Annotated in this window: 11 protein-coding genes and 1 pseudogene; 1 reads left to right on the forward strand and 11 read right to left on the reverse strand. The window is 52.7% G+C overall.

The annotated features are described in order from the left end of the window. Positions 1 to 7: 7 nt before the first annotated feature. From B5G33_RS19170 to B5G33_RS19180, 3 genes are all read right to left on the reverse strand, one after another. Entirely contained in the window at positions 8 to 430 is a 423-nt protein-coding gene (locus tag B5G33_RS19170) for a PrgI family protein (RefSeq protein WP_002578789.1), read from the reverse strand. A gap of 20 nt (positions 431 to 450) precedes the next feature. Further along, the gene (locus B5G33_RS19175; protein ID WP_002578790.1) at positions 451 to 1,320 is read right to left on the reverse strand and encodes a VirB6/TrbL-like conjugal transfer protein, CD1112 family; all 870 of its coding nucleotides are present in this window, start codon (positions 1,318 to 1,320) and stop codon (positions 451 to 453) included. An 83-nt stretch (positions 1,321 to 1,403) separates the two neighbouring features. After that, positions 1,404 to 1,622 carry a Maff2 family mobile element protein gene (locus tag B5G33_RS19180; protein WP_002588903.1) on the reverse strand — a complete coding sequence of 73 codons (219 nt, stop codon included), beginning with the start codon at positions 1,620 to 1,622 and terminating at the stop codon, positions 1,404 to 1,406. A gap of 471 nt (positions 1,623 to 2,093) precedes the next feature. Between B5G33_RS19180 and B5G33_RS19185 the strand changes: the two genes are divergently transcribed. Continuing rightward, positions 2,094 to 3,302, forward strand: coding sequence for an IS110-like element ISEnfa110 family transposase (locus B5G33_RS19185; RefSeq protein ID WP_002382856.1), 1,209 nt, complete (start codon positions 2,094 to 2,096; stop codon positions 3,300 to 3,302). 146 nt (positions 3,303 to 3,448) lie between these two features. Here the strand turns inward: B5G33_RS19185 and B5G33_RS19190 are convergent. From B5G33_RS19190 to B5G33_RS19225, 8 genes and pseudogenes are all read right to left on the reverse strand, one after another. Then, positions 3,449 to 4,987: pseudogene (locus B5G33_RS19190) on the reverse strand (VirD4-like conjugal transfer protein, CD1115 family); the annotation flags it as partial. A gap of 85 nt (positions 4,988 to 5,072) precedes the next feature. Then, on the reverse strand, positions 5,073 to 6,974 hold the full coding sequence (locus tag B5G33_RS19195) for an AAA family ATPase (protein WP_002592865.1): 1,902 nt from the start codon (positions 6,972 to 6,974) through the stop codon (positions 5,073 to 5,075). Positions 6,975 to 6,989: 15 nt separating this feature from the next. Then, entirely contained in the window at positions 6,990 to 8,498 is a 1,509-nt protein-coding gene (gene mobQ / locus B5G33_RS19200) for a MobQ family relaxase (protein ID WP_038286028.1), read from the reverse strand. A gap of 231 nt (positions 8,499 to 8,729) precedes the next feature. Further along, positions 8,730 to 9,026 (reverse strand): DUF3847 domain-containing protein, encoded by a 297-nt coding sequence (locus tag B5G33_RS19205; RefSeq protein WP_002592867.1) that lies wholly within the window; start codon positions 9,024 to 9,026, stop codon positions 8,730 to 8,732. A 131-nt stretch (positions 9,027 to 9,157) separates the two neighbouring features. Then, positions 9,158 to 9,991 carry a methyltransferase domain-containing protein gene (locus B5G33_RS19210; RefSeq protein WP_002584969.1) on the reverse strand — a complete coding sequence of 278 codons (834 nt, stop codon included), beginning with the start codon at positions 9,989 to 9,991 and terminating at the stop codon, positions 9,158 to 9,160. A gap of 185 nt (positions 9,992 to 10,176) precedes the next feature. Next, positions 10,177 to 10,473, reverse strand: a complete 297-nt coding sequence (locus tag B5G33_RS19215) for a hypothetical protein (RefSeq protein ID WP_002592868.1) — start codon at positions 10,471 to 10,473, stop codon at positions 10,177 to 10,179. Between the two features lie 134 nt (positions 10,474 to 10,607). Continuing rightward, complete coding sequence (locus B5G33_RS19220; RefSeq protein ID WP_002592869.1) at positions 10,608 to 10,799, reverse strand: transposon-encoded TnpW family protein; 192 nt, start codon at positions 10,797 to 10,799, stop codon at positions 10,608 to 10,610. Between the two features lie 78 nt (positions 10,800 to 10,877). Then, on the reverse strand, positions 10,878 to 12,728 hold the full coding sequence (locus B5G33_RS19225; RefSeq protein WP_002592870.1) for a recombinase family protein: 1,851 nt from the start codon (positions 12,726 to 12,728) through the stop codon (positions 10,878 to 10,880). Between the last annotated feature and the right edge of the window lie 65 nt (positions 12,729 to 12,793).

Below are 12,793 nucleotides of genomic sequence, written 5' to 3' on the forward strand. Positions count from 1 at the left end.
TTTCTGATTAACCGGCTGCGCGGTCTTTTCGTCTTTTCCGAACAGCCGGTGCAGCCAGCTTTTGATTACCGTGAACAATGTCATACACCTCCTTGTCGAGTTTTTCCTGCCGTTCCAAAACGGCATAGAAGTTGTTGGTCTGATACGGGCGCTCCTTGGGCCGGATGACGGCCACCTTGATGATATTGCCCACGATCTTTTCCAGGGGCTGACCGTGTTTTTCATACATCGCCAGCATGAAGAAGGGCAGCATGACCAGCATCATACACATGGCAGCCACGCTGTTTCCCACAGGCCCCCGGAGCAGGAAGAAAAGCGGTACGCCGATCAGCGCACCGCCGCCGAAGCAGACAAGCTGCCTCTTGGTTAAGTTGAACGCGACCTTGGTTTTGACTTTCGTAAGATCCTTGGGTACAGGTACATAAGCCAAAGGGATTACCTCCTTCCTGGTTAATGTGCATTGAAAACGGATTTTGCGAGGCTGCCGGTCTTAAAGAGCGTAAAGCACAACAGGACCGTATAGCCCACGCAGCTCCAGATGGCCATAATGATGTCGGATTCGGTGGCAATACTCTGCACCAGCACGGCGTAGATCGCCACACAGACGATGATGAGAAATGCCTGGAAGCCCAGGGCGATCAACGAGCGCAGATAGTTCTGGCCCATACCGCCCCATTCCTTGCCCATCATGGTGGCCATAGGGATGGGAGCCACCGAGGTCACAAGGTAAATCTCAATCATACGGCCATAAATCACGATAAAGATACAAATGTAAAGCGCCCACATGGTAATGCCGATAAAGAGCGACTGGAACCACAGGCCGAACAGCGGCCCCAGGTCCATATCCATCAGCCGGGACTCCATATCGGTCATGACAGAGGAGATGTCGATGGAAGCGTCGGAACCGATGATGCCCGCCGCCTGCGCCACCACACTTTGAGCTGCGTCAAACACGCCCATCACGATGTTCCAGGTGTTTGAGACGATGAGGATGGCAGCGGCAGATTTGAACACCCATTTGAAGATCATCCAGGTGTCCACATCATGCAGGTTGTTCTTGTCGGTAATCATCTGAATCAGCTCCAGCGTCATCACGATAGCCAGGATCACGCCAGCAATCGGCACCATGATGGAGTTGGAGAGATTTTGGATCATGCTGAAAATACTCCCGTTCCAGCCCTGAGGGGTCTGGCCCACCTGTGTCGCAATGTCTGCGACCTGCTGGTTCACGCTATCGAACATCCCCGATAAGTTGCTCATAATGCCGCCTACCAACATTTCCTTGAGCCAGTCAGTAAGGGCATCGAGTAAGAAATCCATACGGTGTCAACCTCCTTTCAGCCGCCCCCGCTTGGGGGCAGGGGCGGCAAGGATTTCTTATGACAGCTTAACGACGGGAGCGATCAGACGGTGAACAGGCTGGAGAGCAGGGGTACGAGGACCATGCCGACCACGGCGACGCCAGCGCCAGCCATGAGCTGCTTCATGCCCTGGGACTTCGCACCGGGGTTGTCGTTGCCGTAACCTTCCAGCAGGTTGATGACACCCCAGATGCCGAGACCAGCGCCCAGAGCGATAACGAGGGTCTGAAGAACGGTGATAGCCTGATTGAAAAATGCCATAAATTATAGTTAGCCGGAATCATTTGAAAAGTTTGATTTAGTCATTCATAGGCATACAAAAGCCGGAACAATCGGCACCCGGTTTCCGGGGCCTGATTCCGGCTGTCCTCCTTTTTTCATTATTTTTTGGTGATTGTCCGCTTTGTACGCCGATGGCCCCATCCGGGGCGGTTGAGGCGGGTAGATAAGATCACTCCTATTACAATAAATTTGGACAGGAAAGCCGGACAGCCAGTCCGGCTTTCCCTCCATCTCGTGCCTAAGCTACAATGAGAGGAGCAACTGGCTGACCAATCACTCCTTGGGCTTGTATGTCCGTGTGAAAGACTGTTAGCCATCCTCTCGTTGCAGCGTTCGATTTAAGCAGGTTGAACCACCGGATGTCGGAGAGTTCGTGTCACACAATAGATTGAATCGGCAGCGAGAAAAGATGGATTCCGGTTGCAGATTCTTTGTATTGGAGGAATGTGAATGAACTGCGTTGGCATCGATGTTTCCAAGGGTAAGAGCATGATTGCAGTCATGCGGCCCTTCGGAGAGGTAGTGGTTTCACCCTTTGAAGTACGTCACACCGCCAATGAACTGAGCGAGCTGGCAGGACTGCTCAAAAGCCTGGACGGCGAGACCCGTGTGGTGATGGAATCCACGGGTAATTACCATGCTCCGGTGGCCTGGCTGCTCCACGACGCGGGCCTTTATGTCTCGGTAGTCAATGCAATGCTGGTGCATGACTACGGAAACAACAGTTTAAGACGGGCCAAAACCGACAAAAAGGATGCCGTAAAGCTGGCCAACTACGGTCTTGACCACTGGCTCACATTGCCGAGATATATCCCGGAGGAGGATACCCGACTCATGCTGAAAATCTGCTACCGGCAGTACCAACAGTATTCCAAAGTTCAGACCATGCTGAAGAATAACCTGATCTCCCTGCTGGACACCACCTTCCCAGACGCAAATCGCTTGTTTACCAGTCCGCCCCGCGCCGATGGCAGCGAGAAGTGGGTGGACTTTGTCGCTACTTTTTGGCATTGCGAGTGCGTTTGTGGCCGGTCTGAGAAGGCCTTTACTACCCAATACCAGAAGTGGTGCAGAAAGCACGGCTACAATTTCAGCGAGGATAAGGCGCTGGATATTTATGCCTCTGCTTGCAGACACTTCGGTGTCATACCGAAAACGGATACGGCAAAACTTTTGGTAGAACAGGCCATTTCTCAACTCCAGACAACTTCTTCCGCGTTAGCTGCTCTCAAACAGGAGATGCAATCCCTGGCAGCTTCTCTGCCGGAGTATCCTGTAGTGATGGGGATGTTTGGTGTTGGCCCAACCCTCGGCCCTCAACTCCTGGCTGAAATTGGCGATGTACGCCGTTTTCATTCCAAAAAAGCGTTGGTTGCCTTTGCGGGTATTGACGCCCCGCCCTACCAATCCGGTCAAATAGATGTCCGTAGCCGTAGCATTTCCAAGCGAGGATCTGCCTCACTGCGCAGGACGCTCTTTCTGGTGATGAGCGTCATCCTGCAATGTGCTCCAATAGACGAGCCGGTGTACCAGTTCATGGACAAGAAACGCTCTGAAGGCAAGCCATATCGTGTCTACATGATGGCCTCTGCCAACAAGTTCCTGCGCATCTACTACGCTTCTGTGAAAGCCTACTTGGAATCCCTGGAGCACGACTGATTTTTACACTCTATACCATCTGGCTGGCCGCCGTTTTAATTTTGAGATGCTCAGCGGCTTGATTTTGTATTGCATTTTTTCGCCTCCCTAAAAATCTGAAATTTCTACTTGACTTTTATTAGCAGGTCTTTCACAGCGGAACAGATTTACACGCCCTCTGCGTCTACTTCATACACATCGTAGACCTCGTTGGGCTTGAGCTTGAGCCGGGTGGACAGGAACGCCTCGATGTCAAAGGCGTTCTTGGGGTCCGCGTCGGCGGTGTACGGGTAATTGGGGTGCTTGGTGATGTCGTACTTGTCCGAGAGGAAAGGCCGCACACCGCGCAGCTGGAGGATACACTTGCCGCCGTCCATGACGGCCAGTTCATCCTGGCTCATAAGCTCTTTGCCGAGCTTTTGGTAGTTAAGAGAATGGGATGTCTCGCGGCCCCGGCTCTCGCCGGTGTTGTAGGTGTCGATGGTCTCCTTGCCCAGCACGGCGGCCAGCTCCTTGAGGGTTGTCGGCTCTTTGCCGCCCAGGAAGATGGAGGTATCCATGTTGCCGATGATGGTATCGGCGTTGTCCTTGTAGATAGCTTTGAGCTGGGACTGTGCTTGCAGCACCAGGCAGGCGGAAATCTCACGGCTTCGGATGGTGGCAACCAGCTTTTCCAGCCGAGGGATCTGTCCAATATTGGCGGCCTCGTCAATGAGGCACCGCACATGGACCGGCAGCCGCCCGCCGTACACATCGTCCGCTTTTTCGCAGAGCAGATTGAACAGCTGGGTGTAGCACATGGAGATCAGGAAGTTAAAGCTATCGTCCGTGTCGCTCATAATCAAGAACAAGGCGGTTTTCCGGTCTCCCAGGGTATCCAGCTCCAGCTCGTCGTAGGCCGTGACCTCCCGCAGCTCCGCGATGTCGAACACGGCAAGGCGCGCACCGCAGGAAATCAGGATGGATTTTGCGGTTTTGCCCGCAGCCAGCTTGTACTTTTTGTACTGACGGACGGCGAAGTGGTTGGGCTTCTCTGCCTCCAGCGCGTCAAACATCAGGTCCACGGGGTTCTTGAACTCCTCGTCATCCTCCCGGACCTCCATCGCGTTGATGAACTCGATGAGGGTGGAGAAATTCTGTTCCTCCACCGGGGCCTCGTAGTGGATATACCCAATGAGGGCGCAGTACAAAAGCGTCTCGGCCTTAACCCAAAAATCGTCCCCGGCCTTGCCCTCGCCCTTGGTGTTGGCGATCAGCGTCGTGACCAGTTTCAAGATGTCCTTTTCGGAGTGGATGTAGGCAAAGGGATTATAGTGCATGGACTTCTTGAAGTTGATGGTATTGAGGACTTTGATCCGATAAGGCTCATAGATGTCCTTGCCGTGCTTATCCTTCATGGGCTTGCCGTCCTTGCCCAGCTTGGGTGTGCCGCGCTGAAGCATTTTGCCGCACTCCACCAGGATGGTGCCTTTTGGGTCTGTCACCACATAGGAGCTGTGCATCTGCATCAGGTTCGGTTTCAGCCAGAAGCGGGTCTTGCCGGAACCGGAGCCACCGATCACCAGCACATTTTTGTTTCTGGCGGTCTTGGGGTCCTTGGGGCGGCTGTTCATGGTCAGGCTCTCGGTTTTAGTCAGAATCACATTGTTCTGGAACACCGGGTCGATGTAGGGTGCGATGTCCTCATGGGTGCCCCATGAAGCGTTTTGTCAAGTGCTTTTTTGAGTTATTGACGCAAATTCTTGTGAAAGTGCGAAAGTGCAAAGTGCAAAGGGTCTGCGTTTTGCACTTTCAGCTTGCGGGTTCGGGCGGCTGCTTCTTCTTGATGAAGTTATACCATTGACCGCCGACACGCCTTGCGCCCAAAATGCTGCCCATGTTGCGCTTGGCGTTCTGTACCGTCCTCTCGGATATTCCGGCTTCGGCTGCGGCCTTTACAATGTCCTCGCTGGCAAGCTCTTTCCCGTCTGCAAGCAGGTCAAGTATCAGCTTCTCGGCTTGTTCGGTCTTGGTGGCGGTGTTCCCGCCCGCGCCGGATAGCAGCTCGTCGGCGGTTATGTCGTATTCGCCTATCCATGAAAAGCCTGTTTCCGGGTCAAGGCAAAAGGCAACGGGCTTGCCCTCCGGCGCCAGGGAAGATTTGTCATGGACGATAACACGCACATTCGGCTCCCGCTTCACGCGCCCGATCAGCAGGACGCTCCTTGCTGCGGCGCGGAAGTCGATAGAACCTAAGCCCCGGTATGCGCTCTGCCCTCCGGCAGCTTTGTTCAAGTGTCCGATAAGGATAACGGCGCACCCGGTACGCTCGGCAACATCGGCAAGACGGCGGAACATGGGGCGCACTTCGTTTGCCCGGTTCATGTCGGTCTTTTCGCCCATGTACGCCTGTATTGGGTCAAGGATAATCAACCGCGCCCCGTTCTGCGTGATTGCCTTTTCTATGCGCTCGTCGGAGAGGGTAAGCTCCCGCTTGGCTTCATCAATCACAAGCACGCGGTCAAGGTCGGCTTCGGCTTCTATCAAGCGGGGCTTGACGGTATCGCCCAGCCCGTCCTCGGCGGTCTGGTAAATCACTTGGAATGGCGGCAGGGGCTTCATTCCCGGCAGCGTTCCCCCGGTGGTGCAGGCAGCGGCAAGGCGTAGGGCAAAGGTGGTCTTGCCCTCGCCGGGGTTGCCTTGCACAATGGTTACTTTCCCGAAAGGGATATACGGCTCCCATAGCCATTCAACGGTCTGCGTGTCAACCTCGCTCATGCGGATAATCTCGACGGTTTCTTCCTGCGGCGGCTCTTTCAGGCCGTAAACTGCTTCCTGGATATACTTCCCGTCTGTGATTTCTGCCCGGTGCTGCAATACCTCGTTCCAGTCCTTAAACAGCGGCACAAGGCGGTGGACGGTCAAGCCCTCCGGCACAAGCTCCGCAAGGCGGCTACAAGCGTCGTTTCCGGCTTGGTCGCTGTCAAGGCAGAGGTAAACGGTCTTGATGTTCGGACGGTCAGAAAGGAAACGCAATAGGGCTTTTTCTCCCACGCCGCCCAATGACAAATAGCTCTGCTTCTGCCATTCCTTTTTGAACAGGCAGAGGAAAGAGAGCAGGTCAACGGGGGCTTCAAAGGCAAAAAGCCTGTCGCCCTCGCCCCGGTAACAGAAATTAAAGGCTTTGTCGCTGCCTTTCACATCGAGCCGGAAGTTTCCCGCCGTTCCCTTGCTGTGGGCGTAGCGCGGTATTCCGTCCTCGTCCCGCCCCACAAATACGGCGTTGTGGTGGGCTGCGTCCTCGTAAATATCGCCGCGGGCAAAGAAAAAGCCCGTCACATCTTCATCAATGCGGCGGGCTGCTGTGAGGTAGTTCCTCGCTGTTCGGTTGTCGCTGTTTGGGGGTGGTAGCCGGAAGTCGGAAAGGGACGCGGGGCAAGGTCTGTCCGGCGGCGGTGCGGCTCCCTTTTCTCCTGTGAGAAGTTCCACGGCTTCGGTGAAGCTCTTGCCGAAAAACTCTATAACAAAATCAACGGGGCCGCCGCCCTTGCTCTGGCTGTGCCTGTACCATTTGTTTCCCCGGACGGTCAAGCTGTCGTGCCGTTTCCAGCGGTATTCATTCCCGGCGCGGGTAAGCTGCTCGCCCTGTGATTGCAGGAAAGAAACAAGGTCGGCTTGATTCGCCCGGTCTATCTGTTCTTGGGTGTAGTACAAAAATCTCAACTCCATTCATCGTTCTAAGTCGTGCCGCTTGGCGCGGGTCTGCTCCGGCTGGTCGGCTTTCAGTGCAATATCAACGCACTTGCGGATATTGTGCAGCTCGGCAACCTCGGCGCGGGTTTCTTTCAGCTTGGTATATTCCGCTGTTCTCTGCCCGCTGAGAGTGGCGTACTCTTTTTCCCATTCAGAGATAGGCAAGGTCTTTGTCCCTTTCGGCAGATTTGCATGGAGATAGCGGCTCGCTGCGTTCCATAGCGTAAGCTCGGCGCGGTGGGCTTCCTCGTACTTGTCACGCTTGCTCGTCCAGCCATTTTTCAGCTTTTTCAGCTCGTCGTGAATGGGCTTGTACTCGGTGTAGTTCTTCCCGTATTCAATCAATTTCTGCAATTCTTTCATGCGCTTCTCGGCGGTTTTCATGCCCTCCCGGATAGCGTCGGCTTGGTCGCTGACAGAGGAAAGGGCAGCGTCCAGCTCCGCAAGGGTAGAAATACCATGCTCGGAAAGATAGTTGACCGCCTTTGCAACGGTTTTCAGTTCATCGGCGGCGTGCTGCCTTTGCCAACTCTGCGAATACTTCCGGCTCTTTTCTCTCTGAACGCTTAAATACTTCATCAGCAGATTTGCAAGGCCGGGGGATTGCGGGGGCTGCTCCGGGGCGGTTTCCCGCGCCTTGAACAGTTCGCCAATCCATTCTTTGAGCTTTCCAATCTGCGCCCTGATTTCCCGGATAAGGCGGTTTGCCTTTCGGATATTCCGGTTCAGCTCGCCTTTCTCGGTGGCTATGCCTTTCTTCTCCATTTGACAGGCCGCTACGCCCATGTGGACGGTGGGCAGCTCGTCAATGCCGCGCTCGGCGTTGCTGCGGTAGTCGATACGCTCCGGGTGTCCGGCGCGTTCAAGGTAGGCGTTTGAAATATCCGCCCATGCCTTGCGCCATAAAAGCGCGTTGCCCTTGTCGTTCCAGCCTGTGAGGTCAACTTTGTGTGTCTTGTATCTGCCGCTTGGTAAGCGTATGCGCTCGCCGTTCTCGTCAAGGTCATATTCCTTTTTGGACTTCGCCGCCCATGCGCCGCGCTCGTCAAGGGGGCGCATGGTAAGCATGATATGACAATGGGGGTTGCCGCTGTCGGTGTCGTGAATGGCAAAATCAACGCACATTCCTCTTGAAACAAATTGAGAGGAACAGTATTCACGGACAAGCCGGATCTGTTCCTCTCTGGATAATTCTATGGGGAGTGCTGCGTCAATCTCTCTGGCAAGCTGGGCGTTCCCGGCTTTCTCGTAAAGCTCCACGCTGTTCCACAAGGTTGAACGGTCAGAGAAAGAGGGCGGGGCATGGGGCGGCAGTAGGATTTCCGTATGGACAACGCCGCGCTTGCGGGTGTAGTCATGGGTCATTCCGTCCCACTCGTTTGTGATTTTCTCGCCGCTTCGATAGGCGGCTGCGGCAACGGCTGACTTGCCTTTTCCTCGGCTCACAATGCCGATGTTACAATGGTAAATGGCTATGGGTATCACCTCCCGGATAGGATAACCAAACCCGCAAAAATGGTACAGACGCCAACGGCGGGTGTACTGTTTTTGTGGGTGTGCAGGGATAGCCGCGTAAGCGGCGCAAGGGGTGCAGCCCCTTGTTGCGGCAAAGCCGCCATATCGGAGCGCGGGGAAAGTTCCCTGTGCGGAGATACGCCCTCGGCAGAGCGCACACGCCCGCAAGGGTGTATAAGTGCGCCCTTTGTTCCAAAGGGATTATTCGCTTTTCCCGCCCTCGGTGCGTTTTTTCAGATAAGCCCGCGCTTCCTCGCTCGTCAGGGCAAGCCGGAGAAAGGCGGCGGCTTCCTCATCGGTCATGGTCTTGGCTTCCGGCACAATGCTCTCAAAGACTGCGCCTCGGACGACCAGCCGGTGGCTGCGCGTCCGGCGTTCCTCTTGGGATAACTTTTGCCGCAACACCTTTTCCCGATTTTCAAGCTGCCGGATTTTCTTCTTCCCGTCCTCAATCTCGGCTTGCAATTCCTCGCGTTTTTTTTCTCTCGGTTTCGTCATGGGTGGTCACTCCTTTCTACCTGTCGGCATAGAAAAAGGACAGTCGATTTCCTCGGCTGTCCTTTTGATTAGGGTGTTTGGTTTACTCCGTTCTGCTCAATAAATGGGAATATTAAATATCAATACGCCCTTTAATACATTCCTATTAAAACATCAGCTTCGATTGTCAAATGTGTGAGAGTACGCCAATCAACGCAATCTTTTTCAACGCAAAAGAGAAGCGGCGTCATTTCAATAAACGACATTCTTTGTTCTGATGACAACTGTACGGTGGCTGAAACCGTTTCTCTTGAAATGGTTTTAAGATATTTCTCAAAATATTCAACGACAGACTCATTTGAATAATCTGGATTTTTCAAGTGTGCTTGCACTTTAGTCCTGATTTCCCTCAAATGATTTTTCGTAGGAATTACTTTCACAACATATCCGTTAGGAGATAGCAATCGCTGAAATTCTTTGTAGTGTGCAGGCGAAAATATGTCTAAAATACAATCCATACTTCCGTCTTTCAAAGGGATTTTTGATAAGTCAGTAACAAACCACTTCACTGCTTTGCGCTTGTCTTTTTTTGATGCAATCTGTATTGCCTCCCTTGACAAGTCAAAGGCAAAGATGTTTCGTTCTGTTCTTTGCTGTATCTGCCTTGCATAGAAACCCTCGCCGCAACCAACATCTAAAATGTTTCTTATAGATGGCGTATCAGAAATAAACTGTATGATTTTCTCCAACACAACATCATACATGCCATACTCCAAAATTTGGTGCCGGTTGTCAAAAGACCGCTTGCTGTAGTTGGTTTTGGGCGATGATTTTAACAACAAATTTACATACCCATATCTTGAAATATCAAAGCAATGTCCATGTCTACAAATTAGGCTATTGCCTTGTATATCCATTGATTTTGTGCAAATTGGGCATTGAAAATAAACCTTGCTGTCTGCAAAGCGTGATAAATTATTATTCATTTGTTTTTCCTCCGTAATTACATCTCTGCTTCAATAAGCGAGTTATGCAATACGGATAACCGCAACATAACTCGCGGTTTTATCTTAATCTCATAAATGTAACCATTGTGTTGTCCTCCAATCAATTCCGCAGTATTACTCTGCTTTTAGAAAAAGTATAGCACAAAACTATGAACATTTCAACTCTATTTCAGCCTGTCGGCGACGTTGCTCTCTCTGGCATACCGCCGCGCCGCTTCCCGCCGTTCCTCGCTGTATGGGGCGGTCAGACGGAAAGAGAAGCGGCCTTTCTCAATGTCAAACTCCATGCAGCCCGTTTCCGGGTCTGCGTCAGTCTGCTGGCAGATCGCCGGATAACGGCGGCTGTATGCAAGCAGACGCTTTTTCAAGGCGGTGTTGTGGGTGCGGATATGGATAAGGGGGTCTTTCTCGTCAAACCAAATATCGGTGGTCTTTTCCTGCTTGGTAAGCCCTGTCCTCATGCAAACTCCTTTCTGTGCCCCTGTTACGCAATAGGGGCATTTTTCGGGTGTTTTCTCCGGCTCTTGACTTGGAGAAAACGGCGTTTTTGACGATAAAAACCGCCCGGACGTGGAATGTATCGTCGGGGCGGCTGTTATCGCAAGATTTCCGATTTTTCCGGCTCTTGACCGTCAGACGCAGATAAACACGAACTGTCGGCAAGTATCGTCTTGAGCAGCTTGTCGCGGAATGTTTCTGTGCTGCTGTGATTGAAAAATAACTCCGCAACAATAGTCTGCCCGTTTCTCTGCGTCGTGATGATACTGTCGGGGGTCTGTTCTGCCATAGGCAGCTCCTTTCTCCGGGCACAAAAGAGGGACTTCCCGTAGCCGGAAAATCCCTCTTGGTTGTCGGTTATTCTGTTTTACTGTGCGGGCTGTGCGGCGGCGGTCTGCGCCTTTCTCCTTGCCCGGTATTCCCGCGCCTTGATACGCTCATACTCCCGCTGCTTTTCAAGGTTTCGCGCCCGGTACTCCCTTGAATACTTCCGGTGGTAGGCGCGGCTCTTTTCCTTTTTGGCTTCTTCGATTTCTTCCCGCATTTGCCGGATTTCCTGCTCTGTCGGCTCTGCAAGCTGCGTTACTTCGTTCTCAAATCTGCCGATATAGTTGAAATATATGCTGATGTGCTGGATTGCGTATCTCGCCCTTTTCTGGTCGCGCTCATGCACTTCAATCCTGCTGATAAACTCGTTGAGAATGGCGGGGGTGAGGTCAGTAAAGGCGGCATGGCGTTCCGTCAGCTTCAAAAACTTCTGCGCCCGTCCTCCCGCGTTCTCATAAGCGGATAGCTGCTCTTGGAGTATGGAAAGCTCCGTTTTCAATGCGTAGTATTCTTCTGAATACTTCTGCGACATTTGCTCGTAGCGGTCTTGCGGGATAGTGCCGAGGGCGTTGTCCTCATAGAGCTTGTTCAGCACCTTGTCGATCTGTTCAAGGCGCGTCGTGATTTGTGGGATACGCTTCTGCTGCTTTTTGGTCTGGTCGGTCTGCTGCATGGCAAGGTTCTTTTTCACTAAGGCTTCAAACTCCGCCCGGTTGCTGATAGAATAGTCCTCGATTTTCTTCAGCACTTCCGCGACGGTCTGCATGAGCAAGTCCGCGTCAATGATGTGCGGGGAATGGCATTTGGGGTTTTTGGCTTTTCCCTTGTGGTACTCGCTGCAATAGGCAACGTGCCGCTTGCCGCCGTTTCTGTAATCTATGCGGATGTGCATTTTTGCGCCGCAATCCTTACAGAAAAGCAAGCCCGACAAAGGGTGGATTTCCCCGTCCCCGTTGGGGCGTCTGACGGGCGCGTTTTCCAAAATCCGCTGTGCGGTTTCAAAGTCGGCGCGGTCAATAATCGGCTCATGCACATTTTCGGTTATCTGCCATTGGCTCCGGTCTACATAGTGGTTCCGCTTGTCCCGGAAATGCTTTGTAGTCTTGAAGTTGACTACATCGCCGCAATACTCCTGCCGTGTAAGGATATGGGTCAAAGTGGCTTTGTTCCACTTGTAACGGTTATCCTCATTGAGCGCCCTGTTTTTGCACGTTCCCCGCCCGCGCTCTTTCATGTAGAATGTGGGCGTTGGGATTTGCGCCTGCGTCAGATATACGGCGATTTGGTTGCGGTTTTTCCCGTCCAGAAACAGGCGAAAAATCAAACGGACAACTCCGGCGGCTTCCTCGTCGATTATCCAAAAATCCTTGTTGTCCGGGGATTTGACATAGCCATAGAGAGCTTCGGTGGCAATCGGCTTTCCACTCATGCCCTTCGTCTTAATGCCGGTCTTTACTTTCTTGCTGATGTCCTTTGCGTACCACTCCGACATGATGTTGATAAAGGGCGCAAACTCCAATGTGTCGGGCTTCTCGCTGTCTATCCCGTTGTTGACCGCGATAAAGCGCACATTGTTCCGTCTGAATATCTCCATAGCGTTGCCGACTTGGAGATAGTCGCGCCCCCAGCGGGTCATGTCTTTCATAATACACACGCCGATTTTACCGTTTTCTACGTCCTCTATCATGCGGGAGTAGGCGGAGCGGTCGAAAAATCTGCCGCTTTCATCGTCGTCAATGTAGTGCCGGATATTCGTCAATTTTAGCTGTCTGGCGTAGCTTTCCAAAAACTTCTTCTGGTTCTGTATGGAGTTGCTTTCGCCGCCGTCCCTGTCCTCGTCGCCTACGGAAAGGCGGGAGTAAAGGGCTGTGATTTTGTTGTAATCATTCATGTGCATATCCTCCTGTGCGTCCATGTAGAGTTCTTTACACTTAAGATTATGCACTCCAGCGGGCG

The organism is Blautia sp. An81 (assembly GCF_002161285.1).
GTDB lineage: Bacteria > Bacillota > Clostridia > Lachnospirales > Lachnospiraceae > Blautia > Blautia ornithocaccae.